General features: G+C 67.2%; 17 protein-coding genes. 9 read left to right on the plus strand and 8 right to left on the minus strand.

The annotated features are described in order from the left end of the window. Together BN1119_RS07285 and ltnD are read right to left on the minus strand one after the other, a co-directional pair. A partial coding sequence (locus tag BN1119_RS07285; protein ID WP_167335461.1) for a four-carbon acid sugar kinase family protein occupies nt 1–527 on the minus strand: 527 nt, incomplete at its 3' end. Then, nucleotides 524–1,426: an L-threonate dehydrogenase gene (gene ltnD / locus BN1119_RS07290; protein WP_041995843.1), complete on the minus strand. Its 903-nt coding sequence runs from the start codon at nt 1,424–1,426 to the stop codon at nt 524–526. The genes ltnD and BN1119_RS07285, both read right to left, overlap by 4 nt. Before the next feature lie 254 nt (nt 1,427–1,680). Between ltnD and BN1119_RS07295 the strand changes: the two genes are divergently transcribed. After that, entirely contained in the window at nt 1,681–2,466 is a 786-nt protein-coding gene (locus BN1119_RS07295) for a DeoR/GlpR family DNA-binding transcription regulator (protein ID WP_041995846.1), read from the plus strand. On the opposite strand, the gene BN1119_RS19645 is transcribed toward BN1119_RS07295, so the two are convergent. The 5 genes from BN1119_RS19645 to BN1119_RS07320 all read right to left on the minus strand — a co-directional run bounded on the left by BN1119_RS19645 (nt 2,451) and on the right by BN1119_RS07320 (nt 8,222). Beyond that, nucleotides 2,451–4,598 carry a sensor domain-containing protein gene (locus BN1119_RS19645; protein WP_052448035.1) on the minus strand — a complete coding sequence of 716 codons (2,148 nt, stop codon included), beginning with the start codon at nt 4,596–4,598 and terminating at the stop codon, nt 2,451–2,453. The genes BN1119_RS07295 and BN1119_RS19645 overlap by 16 nt on opposite strands. A 161-nt stretch (nt 4,599–4,759) precedes the next feature. After that, a complete protein-coding gene (locus tag BN1119_RS07305) occupies nt 4,760–4,888 on the minus strand; it encodes an entericidin A/B family lipoprotein (protein WP_041995849.1) in 129 nt (42 codons plus the stop codon). A 43-nt stretch (nt 4,889–4,931) separates the two neighbouring features. Continuing rightward, a complete protein-coding gene (locus tag BN1119_RS07310) occupies nt 4,932–6,020 on the minus strand; it encodes a PQQ-dependent sugar dehydrogenase (RefSeq protein WP_041995851.1) in 1,089 nt (362 codons plus the stop codon). A gap of 82 nt (nt 6,021–6,102) precedes the next feature. After that, a complete protein-coding gene (locus BN1119_RS07315) occupies nt 6,103–7,203 on the minus strand; it encodes a 3-deoxy-7-phosphoheptulonate synthase (protein WP_041995854.1) in 1,101 nt (366 codons plus the stop codon). A gap of 212 nt (nt 7,204–7,415) precedes the next feature. Beyond that, entirely contained in the window at nt 7,416–8,222 is an 807-nt protein-coding gene (locus tag BN1119_RS07320) for a siderophore-interacting protein (RefSeq protein WP_041995857.1), read from the minus strand. A gap of 631 nt (nt 8,223–8,853) precedes the next feature. Between BN1119_RS07320 and BN1119_RS07325 the strand changes: the two genes are divergently transcribed. From BN1119_RS07325 to amoH, 7 genes are read left to right on the plus strand one after another with little or no spacing between them, the layout of a single operon-like run. Beyond that, complete coding sequence (locus BN1119_RS07325) at nt 8,854–10,014, plus strand: isochorismate synthase (RefSeq protein ID WP_041995860.1); 1,161 nt, start codon at nt 8,854–8,856, stop codon at nt 10,012–10,014. Next, nucleotides 10,011–11,681 (plus strand): (2,3-dihydroxybenzoyl)adenylate synthase, encoded by a 1,671-nt coding sequence (locus tag BN1119_RS07330; RefSeq protein WP_041995863.1) that lies wholly within the window; start codon nt 10,011–10,013, stop codon nt 11,679–11,681. Before BN1119_RS07325 ends, BN1119_RS07330 begins: the two co-directional genes overlap by 4 nt. A 23-nt stretch (nt 11,682–11,704) precedes the next feature. Continuing rightward, a complete protein-coding gene (amoB, locus tag BN1119_RS07335; RefSeq protein WP_041995866.1) occupies nt 11,705–12,610 on the plus strand; it encodes an amonabactin biosynthesis bifunctional protein AmoB in 906 nt (301 codons plus the stop codon). Beyond that, entirely contained in the window at nt 12,607–15,696 is a 3,090-nt protein-coding gene (amoF, locus tag BN1119_RS07340; RefSeq protein ID WP_041995869.1) for an amonabactin biosynthesis non-ribosomal peptide synthetase AmoF, read from the plus strand. The genes amoB and amoF overlap by 4 nt, the downstream gene beginning before the upstream one ends. 20 nt (nt 15,697–15,716) lie before the next feature. After that, nucleotides 15,717–16,466: an amonabactin biosynthesis protein AmoA gene (gene amoA, locus BN1119_RS07345; RefSeq protein ID WP_041995872.1), complete on the plus strand. Its 750-nt coding sequence runs from the start codon at nt 15,717–15,719 to the stop codon at nt 16,464–16,466. 14 nt (nt 16,467–16,480) lie between these two features. Next, nucleotides 16,481–22,741: an amonabactin biosynthesis non-ribosomal peptide synthetase AmoG gene (gene amoG / locus BN1119_RS07350; protein ID WP_041995875.1), complete on the plus strand. Its 6,261-nt coding sequence runs from the start codon at nt 16,481–16,483 to the stop codon at nt 22,739–22,741. Beyond that, entirely contained in the window at nt 22,738–24,282 is a 1,545-nt protein-coding gene (gene amoH / locus BN1119_RS07355; protein WP_041995878.1) for an amonabactin biosynthesis glycine adenylation protein AmoH, read from the plus strand. The genes amoG and amoH overlap by 4 nt, the downstream gene beginning before the upstream one ends. Nucleotides 24,283–24,365: 83 nt before the next feature. On the opposite strand, the gene BN1119_RS07360 is transcribed toward amoH, so the two are convergent. Further along, entirely contained in the window at nt 24,366–25,310 is a 945-nt protein-coding gene (locus BN1119_RS07360) for an ABC transporter substrate-binding protein (protein WP_041995881.1), read from the minus strand. Nucleotides 25,311–25,466: 156 nt separating this feature from the next. Between BN1119_RS07360 and BN1119_RS07365 the strand changes: the two genes are divergently transcribed. Continuing rightward, nucleotides 25,467–26,192, plus strand: a complete 726-nt coding sequence (locus BN1119_RS07365) for a 4'-phosphopantetheinyl transferase family protein (RefSeq protein WP_041995884.1) — start codon at nt 25,467–25,469, stop codon at nt 26,190–26,192. The last annotated feature ends 61 nt before the right edge of the window (nt 26,193–26,253 follow it).

Here is a 26,253-nt window from a genome sequence, read left to right on the forward strand (position 1 = left end):
CCCGCCGCAATGGTATTCAGTGGCACCAGGCCGGTGCGTCCGCGCCCCTGGGCATCCATCAGCCGCAGCAGGTTGCTGTCGGTCATGGGGGTGAGGGGGTGGTGGCGCATGCCGGATTCGGCCAGGGGCTGGGGCCCGACGAACAGGTTGCCCTGATAGACGGTGCGGCCATTGACCGGCAGCGCGGGGCAGATCAGGGTGAAGTCGTGGTCAAGCGCCGCCAGCAGGGCATCGGCCACCGGGCCTATGTTGCCCAGGGGCGTGCTGTCGAAGGTGGAGCAGTACTTCTGATAGATGCGATCGCAACCCTGCTCCCGCAGCCAGGTGAGGGCGGCGAGGGAGTCCGCCACCGCCTGTTCGGCGGAGCAGGATCGGCTCTTGAGGCTCACCACCAGGGCATCCGTTTGGGGCAGTTCTCCCCCGCTCGGCACCCCGGCCAGTTGCAGGGTGGAGAGACCATTCTCCACCAGGAAGCCGGCGATGTCGGTGGCGCCGGTGAAATCGTCCGCTATGACCCCGAGTCTCATTGTGCGTCTCCCGGCAGCTGGATCCCGGCATAGGCCTTGATGACGGCGCTGTCGTCCTCCTGGCCGTGACCGGCGTTGCTGGCGCTGAGGAACTGGTTCAGGGCGGCGTTCGCCAGGGGCAGCGGGAAGTTCAGGGCCCGGGCCGTGTCCGCCACCAGGTTGAGATCCTTGACGAAGATGTTCACCGCGGAGCGGGGGCTGTAGTCGCCGCTGATGACCCTGGGCATGCGGTTTTCAAACATCCAGGAGTTGCCGGCGGCCTGGGTGACCACCTCGTACATGAGATCGAGCGGCACCCCGGCGCGGCTCGCCAGCGCCATGGCCTCGGCGGCTACCGCGATGTGCACCCCCGCCAGCAGCTGGTGGATGATCTTGACCGTGCTGCCCTGGCCCGGTTGTTCGCCGATGACGAAGACCCGGTCCGCCACCGCATCGAGCACGGGTTGCAGCCGCTCGAAGGCGGCCCTGGCGCCCGAGGCCATCACCACCATCTCTCCCGCCTCTGCCTTGACCGCGCCGCCTGAGACGGGGGCATCGAGCACCAGCAACCCCTGAGCGGTCAGCTCGCTTGCGATGGCTTTCGCCTCCTCGCTGGCGATGGTGGCGCTGATCATCACGGCCGTGCCCGGCCTGAGGCGGCGGGCCAGCCCCTCTTCGCCGAGCAGGATGCGGCGCACCTGGGCGGCATTGACCACCAGCAGCAGCACGGCATCGAGCCGGTCGGCGATGGCGTGGGCATTCGCCCCGACACTGGCGGCGCCGGCGGCGGCGAGCCGCTCGCGGGCGGCCGGGGCCAGGTCTATGCCATGGGTCTGCAACCCTGCCCGCAGGCAGGAGAGGGCGGCGCCCATGCCCATGGCGCCAAGGCCGATGACGGCAACCTGATAAGGGTGAGACATGCTGAGTTCCTCTATGCGACGACGTATGGGCTCATAGTAGGGGCTAATGGCGGTGAAATATCGGGCGCAAATCACAAAATTTAACTCAATTACTGTTATTTTTTGTGATTTGATTCAGTTGGCCCCTTTCATGAGGGCGTTGGCTGGGGAGTCTATGTGATTTAATGTTAATTTCAGTGGCCGAGATGAACTTTTATCATTTTTTACCATGCCGTTGGGCTAGAATGGCGACGCCACTGACAGGAGGAGGCCCCATGATCCCCATAGAACGACAGCAACAGATATTGCACCTGCTGGCCGAGCGCGGCGTGGTCAGCATACTGGAGCTCACCGAGCGGCTCGATGTTTCCCACATGACGGTGCGCCGGGATATCCAGAAGCTGGAGCAGCAGGGGCGGGTGTTGTCGGTCTCCGGCGGGGTCAGTCTGGCCGAGCGCATCACCAGCGAACCCTCCCACGCCGCCAAGCGCAGCCTGATGCAGGAGGCCAAGCTGGCCATCGCCCGCCTGGCCGCGGAGCAGGTGACGGCGGGCAGTACCGTCTATCTGGATGCGGGCACCACCTCCCTGGAGCTGGCCCGGGAGCTGGCGCTGCGTGATGACCTCATGATAGTGACCAACGACTTCATGGTGTGTGCCTACCTGATCGAACATGGCCTGGGGCGGCTCTATCACACCGGCGGCATGGTGATCCGCGACAACCAGTCCTGCGCCGGGGAGGCGACCGCCCACTTCCTGCGCAACCTGCATCTGGATATCGCCTTTCTCTCCTCCTCCTCCTGGGATGGCCATGGCATCTCCACCCCGAACGAGGAGAAGGTGCCGGTCAAGCGGGCCGTGGTGGACGCCGCCTCGACCCGCATCCTCATCTGCGACTCCTCCAAATACGGCAAGGTGGGCACCTTCAAGGTGGTGGGCTGGGAGGCGATCGATAGGGTGATCAGCGATGACAGGCTCGCCCAGAACGCCAGGGAGATGCTGGCCCAGCACGGGGTTCAGCTCTCCCTGGTGCCCCTGACCCAGGCTCAGGCCAGCGCGTAACGCCCCTTGCCCGCAGCCTTGGCGCGATACATGGCGCCATCGGCCTGATTGAGCAGGGTATCCAGGGTCATCTCCCGGCCCGGCGGGCACAGGGCCGCCCCTATGCTGCAGGTCAGGCGCAGGGGCTGGCCTGCCAGCTCCCGCGTGGTGGCAAGATCTGCCAGCAGCCGCTCGCACACCTGATGCACTTCCCTGTGGGGATCCCCGAGATCCGGCAGCAGCAGGGTAAATTCATCCCCCGCCAGGCGCGCCACCATGTCTCCCGGCCGCACGCAGGCCTGCAGCCGCTCGGCGAAGTAACGCAGCACCCGGTCGCCAAAGTCGTGACCCAGGTTGTCGTTGAGCTGCTTGAAACCATCGAGATCGATAAACAGCAGGGCCAGGTGGCCGCTGCCCTGGCGGGTGCGCGCCAGCTCGCGTTCGAGACGCAGGCTGAAGGCGCGCCGGTTGGGCAAGCCGGTGAGGGCATCGTGGGCCGCCTCGTGCTCGAGGCGCCGTTGCAGCTCGGTCAGCTCGCTGATGTCGGTGGCCAGTATGTAGAGGCCGGTGCCGGGCTCGGGGTTGGGCACATAGTGGGAGTGCACCATGCGCTCCCCCTGCAGGGTGTCAAACGGCGTGTCGAAGGCGAGCTCCTCCCCGGCCAGGGCCCTGGCCAGGTGAGGGGCCGCGACCCCGTAGGCCTTGGGGCCGATGAGATCCTCCACCGACATGGTATAGAGCTGCTCGCTGCTGACGCCGAACCACTCCTGATAGGCGCGGTTGGCGTACAGATAACGCTGCTGCGGGTTGATCTGGGCGATCAGGGCCGGCATGTTGTCGGCGATGGCCTTGAGCCGGCTCTTGCTCTGCTTGAGTTGCTGGGCCACGCTGCGCCGGGCCGAGATGTCATGGATGAAGGCGAAGCGGCTCGGCCGCCCCCCATGCAGGCTCGACTCGGCCATCACCTCCGCCTGGACGAGGCGAGCATCCCGATCGCGAATGTCCACCTCCTGGCGTCTGGGCTGGGGATCCTGGCTCAGCAGCAGCTTGCAGAAGGGAGAGTCAGGGTCGAACAGGGCCGTGAGCGGCCGGCCCAGCACGGCCTCTGCCTGCCAGCCAAACAGGGTGCTGGCCGCCGGGTTCCAGCCGCAGAGGCGGCCCTGCTCGTTCACCTCGATGAAGGCGGCGCTGCTGTTGTCCAGCATGTTCTGGAAACGGTTCTTCTCTTCCATCAGCCGCGCCTGCGCCTGGGCGCGCTCGGCCATCTCCCTGTCCCGCTCCGCCAAGGCGCGGGAGAGGGCCTGGGTGCGTTCGGCCACCTGCTGCTCCAGCCGGGACTGCAGCTGGCGCAGCTGCTGCTCCGCCTGCTTGCGATCGTCAATGTCGGTGAACACGGCGATCAGGTGGGTCTGCCGGGGGCCGCGCCCCCGGCACAGGGTCACGCTGAGCTGGACCCAGTGGGGCGTGCCGTCGATGCGCAGCAGCCGCTTCTCCAGTCGGTAGCTCTGCCGCTCCCCCGCCAGCAGCTGCTCGAACAGCCGTACCTCGGCCGCGAGATCCGCGCCATGGGTCATGGATTGCCAGTCCCGTTCGATGAGCCGGGATTCGGGATAGCCCAGCAGCCGGCACAGGCTCTGGTTGGCCCGCAGCCAGCGACCGTCCGGGGCCGAGAGGGCCATGCCGACCGAAGACTGGTTGAAGGTGAGTTCGAACAGCTGGCTGTAGCAACCCGGGCTGCCGGGGGCGCTTTGCAGCATGCACTCGAGCTGGTGGGTGAAGCCGTCCAGGTCCTGGCGCTCCCAGGGGGTGAAGTCATGGCTGCCGGGCAGCAGGATCGCGAACCAGCCGAGGGGGCGGCCCTCGCCGCCGGCCAGGGGGATCAGGGCGCAGGCCCCCGGGATGTCGGCGCCGGGGGGGAGACCAGACGCAGGCGGCCGATCCCGGTAAAAATGGGCCTCGGTCCCCAACTGGCTGGCGAGGCCGAGGAGGGGGGCCTGCTCTGCCGGGGTCAAGCCGAAGGCGGCAGGGGCCATGGGGGCGGCGGGGACGATCAGCACCCGGGCACCCGGGAAGTGGCGGCCCATGAGGGCGGCGAAGGAGACAAGGTCGGGGTCCGGGCCGGGAAGAGGGTCAAGAACGGGCTGAGGGGGCATAACGGGTCTCTGTGGGGATCCTGCGCAATATGGGTCGGCCGGGATCGAACTGATAGGGTCGAGAATAAAGAGCAGGAAAAACCTTATTACAGAGCGGCGCGGCGAGCCACTGCTTTATGGGGGGAGCAGGGCCGGGTGGTGGGGGGCACCCGGCCCCGGGGTCACTTGTCGGCGCTCTTCTGGATGCTCTCGCCGACTTTTTCGACATCCTTGCCCACGCCGCTCATGGTGTTGCAGGCCATCAGCAGGCCGCAGCAGAGGAAGATGATCAGGGTCTTGAGGGATCTCATGGCGTTGCTCCTTGTGACTCTCCGGGATACGGGCCCTCTCAGTCTAGTCGAGGGGCTGGGGCGTCAGCCGCAACACCTTGCCCGACCCGCTGTCGGTGAGCAGATAGAGGGCGCCATCCGGTCCCTCCTTGACGGTGCGGATCCGCTCCCCCCGCTCCCCGAGCAGGGTGCGTTCGCCGACGATGGTGTCGCCGGCCAGGGTCAGCTCCCGCAGTGACTGGCCGCGCAGGGCGCCGACGAACAGCTTGTCCCGCCACTGGGGGTAGCGGGCCCCGGAGTGAAACACCATGCCGGAGGGGGCGATGGAGGGCACCCAGACCTTGAGGGGAGTGACCAGCCCTGGCGCCGCTGTCCCCTCGCCAATCTTGCCGCCGCCATACTCCTCGCCGAAGCTGACCCTGGGCCAGCCATAATTTTGCCCTCCCAGGATGAGATTGACCTCGTCCCCGCCCTGGGGGCCGTGTTCGTGGGCCCAGAACTGGTCGGCCGCAGGCCGCCAGGCCGCCCCCTGCATGTTGCGATGCCCCAGGCTCCAGATCTCGGGCAGGGCCCCCTGGGTGTGGCGAAAAGGGTTGTCCGCCGGCACGCTGCCATCCCGGTGCAGGCGCACCGTCTTGCCGATGTGGTTGTCCAGGCGCTGGGCCAGGTCGCGCTGATGGTAGCGATCCCCCAGCGTGATGTAGAGCAGGCCATCGCCCCCCAGCACCAGGCGGGAGCCGAAATGGGCGCCGCCAGACACCTTGGGACGCTGGCTGAACAGGGGTTGCAGGGAGACCAGGCGATCGTCTTGCAGCCTGGCCCGGGCGACGGCGGTGCTGCTGCCCCCCGGCCCGGGTTCGCTGTAGCTGAAATAGAGCCAGCCTTCGTCATCCAGGGCGAGATCGAGCAGGCCCCCCTGGCCCTGGGCCGCTACCTCGGGCAGGCCGGTCACGGCATGGCGCCGTCCGTCGGCCCCCAGTCGCAGCAGGCGGCCGGGGCGCTCGCTCACCAGCAGATCGCCACCGGGCAGGAACACCAGCCCCCAGGGGTGGGCCAGATCCCGGTGCAGCAGGCTGACGTTGAGGGGGCTGGCCCCGGGCAGGGGGGCCAGGGTGAGGCAGAGCAGGAGGCAGAGGATGAGGCGCGGCACCATGGGGCACTCCGGGTGAAGGATGACACCGGCCAAGTATAGTGGCCGGGATCCGCGCCGGGTCCTGGCGCCGCGTCTGACGGCGTCAGCTGGCCAGCTGGGCTTCCCAGCAGGGCGCCGGGGCCGAGGCAAGGTGGCGACGGCGCGCCGAGACCGCCTCGGCCAGCAGGGCGAGCAGGCTCAGGCTGTCATCCCAGCCGAGGCAGGCATCGGTGACCGACTGGCCATAGGTGAGGGCGCCCAGGGGGGCGGGAGCCTGAGCGCCCTCCACCAGGAAGCTCTCGACCATGACGGCGGCAATGGCCTGGCTGCCCTGGGCCAGCTGGTGGGCGAGGGACTCGGCCACCCTGAGCTGGTTCTTGTGCTGCTTCTGGCTGTTGCCGTGGCTGCAATCGACCATGAGCCGGGGGGCCAGCCCCTGGCCGCGCAGGCGCTGCGCCGCCGCGTCCACATCGGCCGCATGGTAATTGGGGCTGGTGCCGCCGCGAAGGATGATGTGACCTGTCCCATTGCCCTGGCTCTGGACCACCACCATGCCCCCTTCGCTGCCCGGTGTCGTGAACAGGTGGGGGGCCCGGCTCGCCTGGATGGCATCCAGGGCGACCCGGACATTGCCATCCGTGCCGTTCTTGAAACCGACCGGGCAGGGCAGGGCGGAGGCAAGCTGGCGATGAACCTGGGACTCTGTGGTGCGGGCGCCGATCGCTCCCCAGCTGATAAGGTCGGCGAGATAGAGGAAGCTGGTGGTGTCGAGAAACTCGGTGGCGGTGGCCAGGCCCAGCTCGCCAATGTCGATCAGCAGCTGGCGCGCCAGGCGCAGACCCAGGGCAAGATCATGGCTGCCATCCAGATGGGGATCGAACACCAGCCCTTTCCAGCCCACAGTGGTGCGCGGCTTCTCGAAGTAGGCCCGCATCACTATCTGCAGCCGATCCTGGTACTGGGCGGCCAGGGGGGCCAGGCGCCTGGCATAGTCGAGGGCCGCCCGGGGATCGTGCAGGGAGCAGGGACCTATCACCACCAGCAGGCGGTCATCCTCCCCGCCCAGAATGTCGCTGGCCTGTTGTCGATGCTGTGCAATCCGGGCCTGCAACTGGGCAGGACAGGGTTGCTGTGCCAGCAGGTCTGCCGGGGTGGGGAGCGTCGTCACGGTAGCGGCGCGCATGACCGAATTCAAGACTGCCATCTGGATTACCTTGTGAGGGAATGGGGCGATGGGGCCGATGCCGTGGCGACATCCGTCGGTGGACACTCCCATCGCAGTTGTTGAGAGTGATTATCATTATCTTGTTTTGTCCGTGACTTGCAAGCACTAACGCGAAGGGCAGGAGAGGGGGGAGAGGCAAACGGCAAGGGCCCGGGCATGGCGACCACGGGCCCGGGCGGGGCAGGGGGAGATCAGCTGTCCATCACGTCGTGGCGGGCGTGGTGATAGGCCTCTTCATCCTTGCCATGGCGCCAGTAGGGGACGGCATAGACGCGACTGCGATCCACTTCCAGGGTGCGTCTGACATGGCGGCGCATGGGAACCACCAGCCCCTCCTCGCCACCGAACCAGAAGTAGCTGTTGTCGCCGCTCATGGGCTGGCTGGTGAGATGGCTGATCAGGGGCTCTGTCTGCTCCGGGCTGCCGACAAACCAGCGCAGTTCGACCCCGGCCGGCAGCGGTATGTCCAGTATGTCTTGCTCATGGGGCACCAGCAGGGCTATGTGGCCCCTGGCCTGGGGCGCCATCACCTCCGCCATGGCGCAGATGGCGGGCAGGGAGGTGAGATCCCCCACCATGTAGTAGTGGTCGGCCGCCTGCAGCATGGGGTTGGGACCACCGGGACCCGAGATGGCGAGCCTGTCCCCCGGCTTGGCATTGAGGGCGAAGCGGCTGGCCGGCCCCGTCTCGCCATGGAGCGCGAAGTCGATGTCCAGCTCCAGGGCCTCGGGGCGAAAGGCGCGAATGGTGAAGGTGCGCATGATGGGCCTCTGGCTCGGATCCTCCCAGCGTGGCCCCTGGGGCGTGGGGGTGGGCAGGACGGCATGGGCCTGGCCCGGCTGCGGCAGCATGATCTTGATGTGGGCGCCACCACAGGTGAAGGGGTAGTCGGCAAGATCGGGGCCGGTCAGGCAGATGCGGCGCAGGTGAGGGGTGAGATCCTGAACCCGCTTGACGCTGAGCAGACGGGGACGATTGACGGGGGCGGGTTGGGACATGAAAGGACTCCTGACTGACGATGGTGGCCATTCTCCGATAAATGCAAATAATTATCAATTGCTGGCCCTTGTTGGTATTCATCTGATCCCAGTTTGGCGTGTTCGCCACTGGCCTCCGTGACGGGAAAGCCTCAGTCACCTGCGGCCCTGACTGACGATGGCGGTCCCCCTCCTCCGACAGATGAAAGTAATGATCAATTGCCAGCCCTGGATGGGTATTCATCCGATTCCTGCCCATCATCCAGGCCACTGGCCTCCGTGACGGGAAAGCCTCAGTCACCTGCTGCCCTGACTGACGATGGCGGTCCCCCTCCTCCGACAAATGAAAGTAATGATCAATTGCCGGCTCTGGATGGGTATTCACCCGATCCCTGCCCATCATCCAGGACACTGGCCTCAGTGACGGGAAAGCCTGAGTCATCGGCTGTCGCAGCCCGGGGCCCGGAGCGGGGGCCACGCCCGCCCCCATGGGGTGGCAAGGTCCTGCACTCGAGGTGATACCCACATAAAGGCTCCAGTTTTGTCCCATGCAAATTCCATTGACCCGGGGATTTCAAAGCGAGTATTTTAGCGCCGCACGATAACGGACTGATAATAGTTATCATTTATAGTCTTATTCGATGGGTGTGAAATGGATACTCAAGTGATGGAAACCCGCGCGCCGCGTCAGGCTGCGACCCCCGACGTCCTGTTCACGTCGAACCAGGGAGAGATCCGGGCCAATGATCTGGGTCAGCCGATCCGAACGCCAGCCAGTGAATGGCCCTTGCTGGCACGGCAGATAGACGCGGCCATGGCGGCCGCCAGGGCCGCAGGCCAGGCCAATCCCCTGCTGATCGGCGCCTTCGCCTTCGATCCCGCCGAACCCTCCTGCCTCTATGTGCCCGGCCAGGTTGAGCGCAGCGAGCGCCGCCAGTGCGAACCCGGCCCCCAGGCCGCGAATCAGGCCATTTCGGTGCAGAGCACCCCGGCCGCCGCCGAATTTCAGGCCTCGGTGAGCGCCGCCCTGGATGCGTTCGCCCAGGGACGACTCGCCAAGGTGGTGCTGTCGCGCAAGCTGATCCTTACCCTGCACAAGCCCGCCGACCCTAAGCAGGTGCTGGCCCGGCTGATGACCCAGAACCCCCACGCCTTCCACTTCTCTCTGCCCCTGGATGGGACGCGTCGCCTGCTGGGCGCCAGCCCGGAGCTGCTGCTGCGGGTCAGCGGGGGAGAGGTGTTCACCCACCCCCTGGCGGGCTCGGCCAGACGGGCGAGCGAGCCGCAACAGGACGAGGCGGTGGCCCGGGATCTGCTGGCCTCCCACAAGGATCAGCATGAGCACCGCCTGGTGATCGACGAGATCCGCCGGGTGCTGACCCCCCACTGCCGCGAGCTGGCCATTCCGGCCCATCCCTCCCTGATGAGCACGGATACCCTCTGGCATCTGGGTACCCCCATCGCCGGCCAGCTGCACGGCAGCGAGGCATCGGTGCTGTCACTCGCCTGCCAGCTCCATCCCACCCCGGCCCTGTGCGGCTATCCCACCGATCTCGCTCGCGAGTTCATCCGCGAGCAGGAGCCCTTCCGGCGAGCCCTGTTCAGCGGCATCGTCGGCTGGTGCGACAGCCAGGGCAACGGCGAGTGGGCCGTGGTGATCCGCTGCGGCGTGCTCGATGGCCATCAGGTGGAGCTCTTTGCCGGCGCCGGGATCGTCGCGGGCTCGGATCCCGTCATGGAGTGGGCCGAGACCGGCACCAAGCTGGGCACCATGCTCAAGGCCCTGGGCCTGGATTTGGAGGTGGCGCAATGAGCGATAGCCGCCGTTTTCTGCTCTATACCCGCTGGCCAGCGGAACTGGCGAATCAATACCGTGCCAAGGGGTACTGGCGCGGCGAGCCGCTGACCGCCATGCTGGCGCGTCAGTGCGAGCTGGCCCCCGATGCCGAGGCCATCCTCTGCGGCGAGCGCCGCTTCAGCTATCGGGAGTTGGACGCCGCCTCCAGCCGGCTGGCCGGGCGTCTGGCCCGCCACGGCCTGGGGGTGGGGGATACTGCCCTGGTGCAGCTCCCCAATGTGGCCGAGTTCTATCTGGTGTTCTTCGCCCTGCTCAAAGCCGGCATAGCGCCGGTCAATGCGCTCTTTAGCCACAACCGGCTGGAGCTGGTGTCCTACGCCGAGCAGATCAAGCCCCGCCTCTTTATCGGCTCGCTCGCCCATGGCCTGTTCGCCAGCGGGGAGCGCCACAGTGACCTGTTGCGCGTCATCGGCGCCGAGCTGGTGCTGCTGGATGGGGACGCGGGAGAGCTGGGGCTGGCTCACTGGCTGAGTGATCTGGCCAGGAGCGAGGCGTTGGCACTCCCCGCCCATGGCCCGACTCCGGCGGACGAGGTGGCCTTCTTCCAGCTCTCCGGCGGCAGCACAGGCACCCCCAAGCTCATCCCGCGCACTCACGATGACTATCTCTACAGCGTGCGCCGCAGCAATGAAATCTGTGAATTGGGGCCCCACACCCGCTATCTGTGCGCCCTGCCGGCGCCCCACAACTTCCCCCTGAGCTCCCCTGGCGCCCTCGGGGTGTTCGAGGCGGGTGGCACAGTGGTGCTAGCACCCGACCCCAGCCCCATCAGCTGTTTCCCGCTGATTGCCCGCCACCGGGTCAATCTCACCTCGCTGGTGCCGCCGGCGGTCTCCCTCTGGCTGCAGGCAGCGGAAGCTGACTCCGCTGCGCGCACTCAGCTCGAGAGCCTGGCATTGCTGCAAGTGGGCGGCGCCAAGCTGGGGGAGGCGGTGGCCAGCAAGATAGGGCCGCTGCTCGGCTGCCGGTTGCAGCAGGTGTTCGGCATGGCGGAGGGGCTGGTCAACTACACCCGGCTCTCTGATCCCGACGAGAAGATCATTTACACCCAGGGCCGCCCCATGAGCCCGGACGACGAGGTGCGCATCCTCGATGAGGCGGGCAACCCGGTCGCTCCCGGCCAGCCTGGCGCCCTGCACACTCGCGGCCCCTATACCTTCCGCGGTTACTACCAGAGCCCGGCCCACAACGCCCGGGTGTTCGATAGCGAGGGCTTCTACTGCTCCGGCGACCTGGTAGTGCAGGATGCCGAGGGTTACCTCACAGTGGTCGGGCGACAGAAGGATCAGATCAACCGGGGCGGCGAGAAGATCGCGGCGGAAGAGGTGGAAAACCAGCTGCTGCACCACCCGGCCATCACCCATGCGGCCCTGGTCTCCATGCCCGACAGCGCCATGGGGGAGAAGAGCTGCGCCTTTATCGTCAGCACGGATCCCGCCTTGAAGCCGCTGGCCTTGCGCAAGTTTCTGCGCGAGCGCGGGGTGGCGGACTTCAAGCTGCCCGACCGTTTCGAAGCCCTGGACGCCCTGCCCATGACGGCGGTGGGCAAGATTGACAAGCAGGGGCTGCGGGCGCGTATTGCGCACGCCATCGCCGCCAACCAACCCCTGACAACAGCATAAAACTAACAAGGAATCATGACGTTATGGCTATCCCAACCCTGAACAACTACGCCATGCCCAGCCAGTGGAAGGCCAACAAGGTCAACTGGTCTCTGGACCCCAAACGCGCCGCCCTGCTGATCCACGACATGCAGGAGTACTTCACCGCCTTCTACGGCGAGAACAGCCCGCTGATCGCGGCGCTCACCGAGCGCCTGGCCGCCGTGCGCAAGCAGTGCAAGGCCCTCGGCATCCCGGTCTTCTACACCGCCCAGCCCAAGGATCAATCCCCCGAAGATCGCGCCCTGCTCAACGACATGTGGGGCCCGGGGCTCAACAAGCGGCCCGAACAGCAGCAGGTGGTGGCAGCACTGCGCCCAGAGCGGGACGACACCGTGCTGGTCAAGTGGCGCTACAGCGCCTTCCAGCGCTCCGAGCTCGAGCAGATGCTTGAAAGTCAGGGACGGGATCAGCTGATCATCGGCGGCATCTACGGCCATATCGGCTGCATGATGACCGCCTGCGACGCCTTCATGCGCGACATCCAGCCTTTCTTCCTGGCGGACGGGGTGGCGGACTTCTCCCTGGCCGATCACCAGATGGCGCTGGACTATGTGGCGACCCGCTGCGGCAAGGTGATCCCCTGCGAGGAGGTGCTGGCCCTGGCCCCGGCTTCTGCCGCCCTGCCCACCAATCCGCTGCTGACGTACGAAGGGCTCAAGGCGCGGCTGCTGAGTCATATCGACGAGGACGAAGGGGAGTTTGATCCCGACGAGAACCTCATCGACTACGGTCTGGATTCGGTGCGGATCATGGCCCTGCTCACCGAGTGGCGCGCCGCCGGGGTGGAGCTCGGTTTCGTGGATCTCGCCAAGCTGCCGACCCTCAACGGCTGGTGGCGCCTCATCGAGGCCAGGCTGGCAGCCCAGGCCCTGGAGGTGACCCCATGAACCGCTTCCCCTTGACCATCCCCCAGCAGGGGCTCTGGTCCGGACATCTGCTGAACGACGACAAGGCGATGTTCAACACCGCCGAGTGTATCGCCTTCGATGGCAAGGTCGAGGCGGCCGTGCTGGCCGCGGCCCTCGCCAAGGCGGTGGGGGAGTGCGAGGCGCTCAAGGGCCACTTCGAAGACGATAAGGAGGCGGTCTGCTTCGTCTCGCATGAGCTGCCCCTGGCCTATGAAGAGGTCTCCCTCGAGCGCGATGACGAGACGCTGGCCCGCGCCTGGGCATGGGCCGATCTGCGCCGCCCGTTCAAACTAACCGAAGAGGCCCCCTGCCGCTTCGCCCTGCTGCGCGGCCCCGGCCGCGATTACCTCTACAGCTGCGTGCACCACATCGCCCTTGACGGCTTTGGCACCACCCTGCTGTTCCAGCGCATCGCCGAGCTCTATGCAGAGGGACTGGCCGGTGAGATGGACTCCCCATCCCCCTTCGGCTCGTTGGCTGAGGTGCTGGCGGAAGAGGCGAGCCGCGAGCTAAGCGGCAAGAACGCCGCCGCCCGCGCCTTCTGGCAGGAGCAGCTGCAAGGCTGGCCCGAGGTGAAGTCCTTTGGCGAAACCCGCGCGCCGATTGCTGCCAACTTTATCCGCGAGAGCCGCCCGCTGCCGGCGACGCTCTGGCAATCCCTGACCGGCTTTGCCGATGAGCACAAGCTGGGCTGGCCCGATCTGCTGCTGGCCGGCCTCTCTGCCCAGCTGTCGCTATCGAGCGGCCAGAGCCAGACCCTGCTCGGCCTGATGATGATGAACCGCATCGGCTCGGCGTCGCTGACCGTGCCCTGCATGCAGATGAACATTACCCCCCTTGCTCTGGAGCTCGAAGAGGGGCTGGATCTGGCGGGAGCCGCCGGCGCCGTGGCCAAGGCCAAGCGCGGGGTGCGCAAACACCAGCACTACCGCTATGAGCTGCTGCGCCGCGACCTTGGCCTGGTGGGGGGGGACAAGCGCCTGTTCGGCCCCTTGGTCAACATCATGCCGTTCGATCACGCTCGCCGCTTCGGGCCGCTATCTGCCCATATTCTCAACATCAGCGCCGGCCCGGTGGAAGATCTCACCATCGAGGTGCAGGTCGGCGTCGATGGCCAGCCCAGACTGGATCTGGATGCCAACCCGGGTTGCTACCGGCAGGGGGATCTGGCGGCCATCGCCGATACCCTGTTTGCCCTGCTGGAACGCTGGCTGGCGGAGCCCACCCAGACCCTGGGAACGCTCAAGGCCGACTGGCTGGCCGAGCAGCGTGCCAGGGCCCTGATCGCCGGCCCCGCCCACGAGGCCATCCAGGTGCGGCCGGTGCTGGAGGCGCTCTGCCACTTCGCCGCCCAGACCCCGGACAAGGTAGCGCTGGAGCAGGGAGAGGCCCGCTTCAGCTACGAGGCGCTGCTGGCCAGATCCGAACAGATGGCGGCCGCCCTGCAGGCCGCAGGCGTCGCCCCCGGCGACAAGGTGGGGGTCATGCTGGCCCGCACCCCCCAGGCCATCTTCGCCCAGCTGGCGGTGCTGCTGGCGGGCGCCGTCTACGTGCCGCTCGATCCCGAGCAGCCCCTGGAGCGCCAGGGCCATATCCTGCGGCTGGGGGAGGTCAAGACCCTGATCACCCAGGCCGAGTACCGCCACAAGCTGGCCAGCCTGTTTGAGGGGCGCACCCTGCTGGCGGGGGATCTGGTGAGCGATGATCGGCTCAACCAGCCGGCCGCCGACCACGCCGTCGCCTACCTGATGTTCACCTCGGGCTCCACCGGTCTGCCCAAAGGGGTGGCGGTCAGCCACGGCGCCCTGGATCACTTCGCCGCCGCCGCCCGCTGCCGTTATCACCTGGATGAAGAGGCGCGGATGCTGCAATTCGCCCCCTTCAACTTCGACGCCAGCATCGAGGAGGTGTTCGCCACCTTGAGCGCCGGTGCCACCCTGGTGCTGCGCACCGACGCCTTGCTCGAATCCATGCCCGCCTTTGCGGCCGGGGTGGAGCAGATGGGGATCACCCACCTCGATCTGCCCACCGCGTTCTGGAACGAATGGGTGGTTGCGCTGACGGCGGGTCAGGCCCACATTCCTGCCAATCTGGCTACCGTCATCATCGGCGGCGAGGCGGTCTACCCCGAGCAGCTGGCCCAGTGGCAGCGCCAGGGCCGCACGGATGTGCGCCTGTTCAACACCTACGGCCCCACCGAAACGACCGTGGTGGTGACCACCCAGGAGCTGCAACAGGAAGACCCGAACCAGGCCCAGTTGCCCATCGGCCTGCCGCTGCCCGGCATGCAGGCGCTCATCCTGGGGGCAGGGGAGCAACCCGCCAGCGAGGGGGAGCTGGTGCTGCTCGGCCCGCAGCTGGCCAACGGCTATGTGGGGGGCGTACAAGGCAGCTTTGGCACCCTGCGGATCGGTGAGGAGAATGTGCCCGTCTATCGCACCGGCGATCGGGTGCGCTTGGTGTCCGGTCGGCTGGTCTACCTCGGCCGGCGCGACAACGAATTCAAGATAAGCGGCTATCGCATCCAGCCCGGCGAGGTGGAGGCCCAGCTGCTGGCCCTGCCGGGGGTGGACGAGGCCTGCGTGCAAGGGGTGAGCATCGGCAGCGTGCGCCGGCTGGTGGCCTTCGTGGCGGGGCCTGAGCGTGACAGCCGGGTCATCAAGGCGCAGCTGGCCAGGGTGCTGCCTGCCGCCATGATCCCCACCGATTATCGGCACTATGACCAGTTGCCCCGCACCGGCTCCAACAAGCTGGATCGCAAGGCCCTGCTGGCCGCCTACCAGGCGGGGGGCGAAGCCCTGACCCTGGGCAGCGAGACCGAGAACCGGGTCGGCGCCATCTGGCAGCAGATCCTGGGTCTGGCCACCATGGCGCCCGCCGACAACTTCTTCGAGCTGGGGGGCCAGTCCCTGCAGACCATACAGATAGTCAACCGGCTCGGCGCCGAGTTCGGGGTGCAGGTCAAGGTCTCCGACGTGTTCGATCACCCGCGCCTGGATGATTTCTGCCGTTTCCTCGACGGCTTGCTTTCCGAGGACGAAGAGAGCGTGGAGATGGTGTGGTGATGGATAAGGAGCAACAAGCAATGGCCTTTGATTTCACTGGCAAGCGGGTCTGGGTGACCGGGGCCGGGCGCGGCATCGGCCGCGAGGTGGCGACGCAGTTCGTGGCGGCCGGCGCATCCGTGGTGGGGCTGGATCTGGCATTTCCCGAAGCCGACTACCCCTATGCCACCCGGCTGCTCGATATTGGCGACTCGAAGGCGGTCAACGCCTGCTGCGCAGCGCTGCTGGCGGACGGCGGGCTCGATGTACTGGTGAACGGGGCCGGGGTCTTGCGCCTCGGTTCTACCGAAACCTTAAGCGATGACGACTGGCACGACTGCATGACGGTCAACGCCAGCGGCGTCTTCTATCTGCTGCGGGCCCTGGTGCCCCACTTCAAGGGGCAGCGGCGCGGTGCCATCGTCACCATCGGCTCCAACGCCGCCCATGTGCCGCGCATGCAGATGGCGGCCTACTGCGCCTCCAAGGCGGCGGTCACCAGCCTGACCCAGACGATGGGGCTGGAGCTGGCCCCCTTCGGCGTGCGCGCCAACCTGGTGTCGCCGGGCTCGACCGATACCCCCATGCTGCGGGGCATGCTGCCAAGCGAGGAGGCCATGGCCCGCACCATCGCCGGGCTGCCGGAGCAGTTCAAGCTCGGCATCCCCCTGCGCAAGGTAGCCACCCCGGCAGAGATCGCCCATACCGTCCTCTTCCTGGCCTCGGATCTGGCCAGCCACATCACGCTGCAGGATCTGGTCGTCGACGGCGGCGCCACCCTGAGTGCCTGAGGCTTGAGAAACAGATGAACAATATGATTTTGCTGTTGAAACAGCTGGAACGGCAGGGGGTCAAGCTGGCGCTGAACGACAAGGGCCAGCTTATCTCCCAGTCGAGCAAGGAGGCGGTGACGCCGGCCATCGGCGCCACCATCAAGGCCCACAAGGATGAACTGGTGCGCTGCCTGGCGGCCCGCGCCGCCTTCGAGGCGCCCATTCTTGCGCAACGTGATGCCGAGGGCGCCCGGCAGGGGCCGCTCTCCTCGTCCCAGAGCGGACTCTGGTTTATCGAGCAGTACGAGGAGGCTTCCCACCTCTACAACATGCCGGTCTATTTTCGCGTCAAGGGAGAGCTGGACACGGCGGCGCTGGAGTTTGCCTTCGACCACCTGTTTGCGCGCCATCCCAGCATGCGTACCCGCTTCATCAAGGACGAGGCGGGCAGGGGAGCCCAGGAGATCCTGCCCCATACGCCCTTCAAGTTGCAGATTGAGGACGTGAGCGAGCAGCCCGCTGCCGAGCGGGAGGCCTATGTGGCCCGCCGGGTGCGGGAAGAGATAGGGCGCCCCTTCTCCCTGACCCAGGGGGATCTGAGCCGGGTGCATCTGATCCGGCTGGGCAGCCGCGAGCACGTGCTGCTGATCACCCAGCACCACATCATCTCCGACGGCTGGTCGGTCAAGAACATGTTCGCGGATCTCAAGCGCGCCTTTCTTGCCCATCAGAACCGCGAGCCCCTGCTGGTGAGCGAGCTGCCGCTCACCTACATCGACTATGCCCGATGGTTCAACTCGCCGCGTTTTCTCGATTATCACGCCGAGTTCAAGCCGTTCTGGGTCGATCGGCTCGGTGGCAGCCCGGAGGTGCACGGTCTGCCGCTCGACAAGCCGCGCCCGGCCCATCAGGACAGCGGCGGCGAGCTGGTCTTCTCCACCATAGACAACGCGCTGTGGGATAGCTTCAAGCGCCTCTGCCAGCGCCACAGCACCTCCAACTTCATCGGTCTGCACGCCCTGTTTGCCCTGCTGATGGTGCGCCAGAGCGGCGAGAAGGAGGTGGTGATCGGCACCCCGCTCGCCTATCGCGAGCGCCACGAGATAGAGTCCCTGGTGGGCTTTTTCGTCAACACGCTCGTGTTGAGAACCCAGCTGGAAGGGCGGCCAAGCTTTATCGACTACCTGCAGCAGTGCCGGGAGGAGGACTTGGCGGCCTTCGATCACCAGCTCTACCGCTTCGAGGCGCTGGCCGAGGCCATCGGCGCCGATCGCACCACCGCCATCAACCCCATCTTCCAGATCATGCTGGTCTATCAGGCCAAGGTGGACTTCAACGATCTCATCCCCGGCTGCCAGCTGGTGGAGGAGACCTCGCCTGTGCTGCCGGCCAAGACCGACATCTCGGTCAAGGTGACCGAGCTGATGGACTCCGTCAGGGTGGACTGGCTGTTCGCCACCGCCCTGTTTGAGCGAGAGACCATCCAGGCCTACGCCGATCGCCTGCTGCACCTGATGCGCGCCGTGGTGGCGGCCCCCGAGACCGACATCTGGCAACTGCCGCTGGAGGCGGGCACCGACCAGGCCGCGCTCGCCGCCGAGCTTGCCGACCTGCCGCGAGATTACCCGAGCCGCGACACCCTGCTCTGTCATATCGAGCGGCGCGCTATTCAGTTGCCGGACGCGCTGGCGGTGAGCGACGGCGCGAACGCTCTGACCTATGGCGAGCTGGAGGTGCGTGCCAACCGGCTGGCTCACTGGCTGCTGGCCCAGGGCGTCACCCCGGGCGCCGCCATCGGCATCCAGGCCAGACGCGATGTCGCTTTCGTCATCGCCCTGCTCGCCTGCTGGAAGGCGGGGGCGGCCTATGTGCCGCTGGATCCTGCCTATCCTGCCGAGCGGCTGGCCCATATTCTGGGCGATGCATCCATCAGTCTGGTGCTGGGTGGCGTGCCGGACCCGCGCCTTGGCGAGGCGCTGGCGGGCACGATGGCCGCGTATCAGGATCTGCACGGGCTTGCGCTGGACAAGATGCCAACCAGCGCCCCCGCACTGCCTCGGGACGCCGCCATGCTGGCCCAGATCATCTACACCTCCGGCAGCACCGGTCTGCCCAAGGGGGTCATGGTGGAGCAGGGCAGCCTGGTCAACCTGATGGCGGATCACGGCGAGCGCATCGCCCTTGGGAACGAGGGTGCCATGTTCAACTGCATGTCCCTCTCCTTTGATGCGGGCAACATGACCACCCTGCTGCCCCTGTACTGCGGCGCGGCCCTGCACTTCGGCGAGCCGGGGGAGGGGGTGATCAGTGCCGCGATCGCTCGGGGGGCCAGCCATATGATCCTGCCGACCGCCCTGCTGGCGAACCTGTTGCCACCGGCGGATCTCGGATCGCTGCGGGCCATCGGTTTTGGCGGCGAGGCGTGTCCGAGCAGCCTGGTGGAGCGCTGGGGGGAGCGGGTGGCCCTCTTCAACATGTACGGCCCGACCGAGTGCACCGTCACCGCGCTCTGCGCGCGGCTCACCCCGGGGGCGCCCATCACCATAGGTCGACCCGTCAACAACCTGAAGGCGCTGATCCTGGACGAGGCGGGCAACCTCTGCCCGGTGGGGGTCCCCGGCGAGCTCTGCCTGGCGGGGCTGGGGCTGGCCCGCGGCTATCTCAATCTGCCACAGCGCACCCAGGAGGCCTTTATCGAGCTGGCCTTTGATGCAACGAATGAGGAACGTACCCATCGCCTCTATCGCACCGGCGATCGGGCCCTGCTGCGCCGCGACGGCAACATCCAGTATTTGGGCCGGATAGACGAGCAGATCAAGCTGCGGGGCTATCGCATCGAGCCGGGGGAGATAGAGACCCGGCTTGCCGAATTGTGCCCGGCCATCCGTCAGATCAAGGTGGTGGTGCAGGAGGGGCGTCTGCTGGCGTACGCCTGCCTGCATGCCGGGGCAAAGGAGCCCGACGGCGACGCCCTGCTGCAGCGGGCCGGCGAGTGCCTGCCCGAATACATGGTGCCGGCGCGCCTGTGCTGGCTGCCCGAGATGCCGCTCACCCCCAACGGTAAGCTGGACTTGCGCCGCCTGCCCGCCATCGTCTGGCAGCAGAGCAAGGGCGAGCCGCAAAACGAACTGGAGCAGACCGTGCTTGCCATTTGGCAAGGGGTGCTCAAGCAACCGCTCGGGGTGGAGGATGACTTCTTCCGCTTAGGCGGTGACTCCATCCTCAGCATCCAGCTCACCACCAGGCTGCGGGATGCGGGGCTGCACTGCAGCGTGAAGGACGTGTTCGAAGCCAAGACGGTGCGCCGCCTCTGCCGCCAGCTCGGCCAGCAGCAGGCGGTCAGCCACAGGAGCGAGCAGGGCAGCCTGACCGGCGACTTCCCGCTCCACCCCATTCAGCACTGGTTCTTCGAGCAGGGCTTTGCCAGGCCAGGCCACTGGAACCAGGGGGTGATCCTGCGCCTGCCGGCCGGGGTGGACGATGAGACCCTGCGCGGCTGGCTGGATGCGTTGCGCCAGCACCACGATGCCCTGCGCCTGGCGGTGACCCCGACCGGCCAACGCTATCTGGCCGAACTGCCATTGCCGCCGCTGCCGACCCTGGATGCCGCCAATCTCGACGAGGCCCGCCTGACCGAGCTGCAGGGAGATCTCGACCCTGCCAGCGGCCATACCCTAGCCTGGGCCCGCCTGCGCAATTTGACGGTGGACGGGGAGACGGTGGAGGGGCTCTTCCTCGCCTTCCATCATCTGGTGATCGATGCGGTCTCCTGGCGCATTCTGGCCGAGGATCTCGCTCGGGTGAGCAGGGGCGAGCCCCTGCCCGCCAAGGGCAGCAGCTATCGCCAGTGGGGCGAGGGGCTCGCGGCCTACGCCAAACGGGAAGAGGATCAGCTTGGCTTCTGGCTGGCTCAGGGGGAGGGCAGCCAGGGTCACCTGCTGGAAGCGGCGCGCTCCACAGATGGCCGCGCCGCCGCCAGCCTGCTGCAACTGAGTCAGGAGACCACGGCCCGCCTCATCGACACCGCCAACCAGGCCTACTTCACCCGGGTGCCCGACCTGCTGCTGGCGGCCCTGACCCGTACCCTGAGCGAGCAGGGTTACGGCAGCCGTCACTGCGTGATGCTGGAAGGACACGGCCGTGAGGCCATCGATGCGGAACTGGACGTGAGCCGTACCCTGGGCTGGTTCACCAGCACCTATCCGCTGGCGCTGGAAGATGCCGGGGCCTGGGAGGCGCTGGTGTGCGCCACCAAGGAGCGGCTGCGCGCCGTACCGGACAAGGGGGTGGGCTTCAACGCCCTGCGCCTGCACCATCCCCGTGGGCAGGAGTTACCGCAAGCCCTTGTCGTCTTCAACTATCTGGGGGTCAGCCATCAGGGCGAGGCAGCTCAGCCCTGGCAGCCCCTGCCGCTGGCGCCGGGGGCTCCCTCTTCGCCGGACAACCTGCCGCGCGAGCTCATCAGCCTGCATGGGGGCGTGTTTGATGGTCGCCTCACCCTGCGCCAGGTGGGCGCCCTCAACCAGCAAGGGAGCGACGCCCTGATGGTGCGGCTGGCGGATAACCTGACGGCGCTGGTGGAGCACTGCTGCAACCTGAAGGCTCCGCGCCATACCCCGAGCGACTTCCCGGGGCTTGGCCTCTCCCAATCTGCGCTGGACCAGGTGCTGGCCGGGCGCGAGGTGGAGACCCTGCTGCCCATGACCTCGCTTCAGCAGAGCATGTTCCATCACAGGGCACTGCTGCCCCGGGATCACGCCTATCACCTGCAGACCGAGATCGAGTATCACCAGCCGCTGGACGTGGCGGTCTACCGTCAGGCCTGGCAGGGGCAGATCGCCCGCTGGCCGGCCCTTCGCAGCGAACTGGTGCTGGCGGACGGGGTGGCGCTGCAGCGCATCATGAAGCGCGCCGAGCTGCCGTTCCACTATGAGGACTTGTCCGAGGTGGCAAATGCAGAGGCACGGATCCAGGCCTATCGCCAGCAGGATCTGGCCCGCCCGATCCCGCTGGATCAGGCACCCCTGCTGCGCCTTGCCTGCTTCAAACTGGCCCCCGATCACCACAAGGTTGTCTTCAGCGCCCATCACGGCGTGCTGGATGGCTGGAGCGGCCCGGTGTTGCTGGGGTCCTTGCATCGCGCCTATCAATCTCTCATGAACGGTTTGTTGCCCCAGGGCGAGCCGGATACCGCCTGGCTCGAATTTGGCCGCCATATCGCGAGCCAGACCCGCAGCGCCGACGCCTACTGGCAGGGGCGGGAGGAGTTGCTAACAAAACCTAACGATCTCGCCTGCCTGTTCGGGGTGACCCTGGACGCTCGCTCAAGCGGGCGCCATACCCAGCAGCGACCGGCGGTGTGCGCCACGGCGCTGCCGACCGAGGTGGCGAGCTTGCTCGCGCGCCGTGCCCGTGACCTTGGCGTAACAGCTGGCCTGTTGGCCCAATATGCCTGGCACCGTCTGCTGGCACGCCGCTCTGGCGATGCCGTCACCCTTGTGGGCACCGTGACCCCGGGCCGGGATTACCCCATCGAGGGGATCACCGCGAGCGTCGGGCTCTACATCAACAGTCTGCCCCTGGCGCTGGCGTGGCGCAACGAGTTAAGCCTGGCCGAGCATATCGCCCGGTTGCAGACCGACCTGATGGCCCTCAACGAGCACGGCACCCAGTCGCTTGCGGCACTGACGAAAGGGCGGGCGCGCCTGTTCCAGAGCCTGTTCGTGTTCGAGAACTACCCCATGCCGGCGGCCCCTGCCGCCCCCGAGCCCCACCAGCTGGTGCCGCGCTTTGGCGCCGTGGTGGAGAAGGTGGAGCTTCCTCTGTCGCTCGTGGTCAGCAGCCGGGGCGAGACGCTCCAGCTGCGCCTCGAATTCGACGGCGATCAGATCCCCGAGGCCCGGGCCGAGGCGGTGCTGGCTGACTGGCTGGCCGAGCTCGACTGGCTGGCGCAGGCGGATCTGGCCCAGCCGGCCAGAGTGGCGGTGGCACAGCCCCCGGTTATGCCGCAGGTGGCCTCCACCAGGGCTGAGCCCGGTCTGACGCAACCGCCGGCCGAGGCTCGCGAGCTGGTGGCCCTGTGGGAACGCCAATGCGGCGTGCCCGGCATCTGGCAGCAGACCTTGATGGATCTGGGGGTGGATTCGGTGCAGCAGCTCGCCCTGCTGGCGGCCCTCAACGAGGCGTTTGGCCAGGAGCGGGCGCCGCTCACCCTGCAGACCCTCAAGGCCCATCCATCCCCCAGCCGGCTCTATGGGCACTGGCTGGTGCGCCAAACGGAGGCTGCGCTATGACGGTGACCATCAGCCATGAGGACCAACTCGTGCAGACCCGGACCGCCCCCCGTGAGGGGGCGGTCAATCTGGGCACGCGGCTGGCCGCCTGTCTGGCCGCCACGCCGCTCGCCCCCGCCATCTGTATGGGCGAGGCGGGCACCGGTGAGGGCGGATCAGATGCGCAGTGGCTCAGCTATGGCGCCCTCAATGCAAGGGTCGGCCAGATTGCCGCCCGCCTTCAGGGGCTGGCGGTAGGGGAGCGGGTCGGCCTCTATCTCTCCCGCAGCCCGGATCTGGTGGCCAGCCTGCTGGCCTGCCTGCGCCTTGGCCTCACCTTCGTGCCCCTTGAGCCGGACTTTCCGGTGGAGCGGCTGCAGGGGATCGCCCGTCAGGCGCGCCTGTCGGCGGTGATCTGCGACGATGAAGGAACGATGCCGGACTTCGGTTGTCCCCTGCGCGCCCTCGACGGGCCGGCAGCCGCCGGGCCCATTGTCTGGCCCGAGGTGGATGACGCCCTGGCCGCCTACATGATGTTTACCTCGGGCTCCACCGGCGAGCCCAAGGGGGTGGTCATCAGCCGCCGGGCACTGCTCTGCTTCCTCGACGGGATCCGCGAGCGGCTCGGATTATCACCCAACTGCCACTGGCTCTTCATCACCACCCCGGCCTTCGACATCTCCCTGCTGGAGATGCTGGGGCCGCTCTGGGGCGGTGGCAGGCTGACGGTGGCGGGGGGCGAGCACAACAAGGATCCTCTGGGGATGCTGGCGCTGCTGGCGGCAGATCCTTCCATCAACGTCCTGCAGGCCACCCCGGCCTGCTGGCGCATGCTGCTCAAGGCCGGCTGGCAGGGGGACGATACCCTCACCGCCCTGTGCGGCGGCGAGGCGCTGGATATGGGGCTGGCCGAACAGCTCTGCGTCCGCACCCGGCGGTTGTGGAACTGCTACGGGCCGACCGAGGCCACCGTCTGGTCCCTGGTGAGCGAGGTGCGCTGGCCACCGACTGATGGCCAGATCACCATCAGCCACAGCCTGCCGGGCTATCGCCATTGGGTGCTGGACGAAGGGGGGCAGCCGGTGCAGGAAGGGGAGGTCGGCGAGCTCTGTATCGAGAGCCCGGCCCTGTGCGAGGGATACTGGCGCAAGCCTGCCTTGACCAGCGCCGCCTTCCTGCGCCTTGCCACCCATCGCCTCTATCGCACCGGGGATAGGGTGCGCCTCCTTGGGGCGGACAGCTTCCTCTATCTGGGGCGGCGCGACGATCAAGTCAAGCTGCGGGGCTTTCGCATCGAGCTCGGCGAGGTGGAGGCGGGCCTGCGCCGCCAGGCCGGGGTGCAGGAGGCGGCGGTGCGCCTGGTGGGCGAGGGGGACGAGGCCATGCTGGTGGGCTACGTGGAGGCGAAAAGCGGGGTGACCCTCAATCGACTCACCCTGCGCAAGGGGTTGCAGGCGACGCTCCCCCACTACATGGTGCCGGCGCGGCTTATCCTGCTGGATGCCCTGCCCAAGACCGGCAGCGGCAAACTGGACAGAAAGGCGCTGCCCCTGCCGGAGTAGCATTGCCCGTTGCTCGCAAGCGTTGATAAACAAAGAAGCCCGCATCAAGCGGGCTTCTTGTTGGCAGTCAACCGAGATGGGGATCAGTGCGCGATGGGGGCCGCATCGGGTTTGGCCAGCAGCTGCTCGACGTCGTCGATCACCTTGAGGGCCGCCTGGGGGCCGCCGGTGGAGGTCCAGAGGGACCCGTCCACGGCGCCGAAGCGCTTGCCCTTGATGGCGGTCAGCTGCTGGAAGGCCGGGGTCTGCTCGGCCTGTTTCATGGCATCCACCGCATCCCCGCTGGTGCTGAGGGTGCCGATCACCAGCCAGTCACCGTCCAACAGGTTGAGGGACTCGAGGCTCAGGGCCGGGGAGTGGGGTGTCTTGTCGCCGATCTGATGGGCAGGGCGAGCCAGCCCCATCTCGGTGACCACGCTGCTGGCGAAGGTGCCGCCGTGCATGTAGCTGGGCCCCTTGGGGTTCCAGCGCACTATGCTCACCTGCTCCCCCTGGTGGCTGGCGAGCTTGCTGCGGGCCTCGGCCAGGCGGGCGTCATAGCGGGCGAGGAAGGCCTTGGCCTCGGCCTCACGGTTCATCGCGTTGGCGCTGCGGGTGAAGATGGTCTTCCAGGATTCACCCCAGTGGCCGGTGACGACTGTGGGGGCTATCTCCTTGAGCAGGGCCAGGAGCTCTGGCTTGGTCTGGCCGGTGAGGATGAGATCGGGTTCGAGGTCTATCAGCTTCTCCAGGTTGGGGTTGTCCAGATCGCCGACCACGGCGATCTCCTTGCCCGCCTTGTCCAGCAGATAGCGGGGCAGGGTGGGTTGACCGCGACCGTTGACGGTGCCGACCGGCTGCACCCCCAGGGTCAGGGCGCTGTCGAGATCGATCTCGCTCAACACCAGGACCCGCTTGGGTTGGGCGGGCACCGCCAGTGTCTTGCCGTCGGCATCGGTCACCTGACGGGTCTCGGTGTCGGCCTTGGCCTGGAAGCCGGCCAGGCTGGCCAGCATCAGCACGGCGGCCAGGGGAGAAGCGATCTTCATCTGTTACATCCTTCTTGGTGAAATCGGGGGAGACAGGGCCCCAAACGGGCGGGAACATGCTACCACAAAGCCAAGTGATAACAATTGTCATTTGTGTTTCTCGCCTCACGGGGGGAGGATTTGCTACCATGGCCCCTTCCTGGCAAGGAGCCTGCTATGCCCGCTTTCCCCTCAGACCCCGGTTTCATCCTCCATGTCGACAGCCTGCCGCTGCCGGGGTCCCGTCCTCTGTCCCTGCACCGGGTCTGTTTCAATCCCGCAGCCTTTACCCCAGGTTGCGTCGAGGCCCATGGCATGACGCTGCCCGCCAGCCTAGAGCGGGCGGCCCCCAAGCGGCTGGGGGAGTTTCTGGCGGGGCGCCTCGCGGCCCGTGAGGCCCTGCGCCCCTTCGGCCTTGCGGGGAGCACGGTGGCCATCGGAGCCGCCCGGGAGCCCCTCTGGCCCGCGGGAATGGAGGGGAGCATCAGCCACAGCGTGCTGGCGGGGCAGGGGGTGGCCCTGTGCGGGGTGGGCCCCGCAGAGGGGGGGATGGGGCTGGATCTGGAGGCCTGGCTGGGGCCGGAGCAGGGGAGTCAGCTCTGGCCCGGCATAGTCGATGAGGATGAGTGGGGGCGGCTGGAGGCCGGCGCCCGCGCCGTCGGCCTGAGCAGGGCGGAGGGACTCACCCTGGTGTTCTCCGCCAAGGAGAGCCTGTTCAAGGCGCTCCACCCCAGGGTGGGGCGCTATTTTGATTTTCTCGATGCCCGCTGGCTCACCATGACGGCCCAGACCCTCACCCTCGAGCTGAAGGCCCCCCTGACGCCGACCCTGCCCGCCGGCTGGCGTGCCACACTGCACTGGCAGCCGTTGCCGGGAGGCGTGCTCACCACCTTGTTGCTGTGAGCGGCGCCCGGGCTCTCGCGCCCAGCCACTGCCCAGACAAAGAAACCGCCATCAGGCGGTT

The sequence above is a fragment of the Aeromonas bivalvium genome (genome assembly GCF_000819765.1).
Classification (GTDB): Bacteria; Pseudomonadota; Gammaproteobacteria; order Enterobacterales; family Aeromonadaceae; genus Aeromonas; species Aeromonas bivalvium.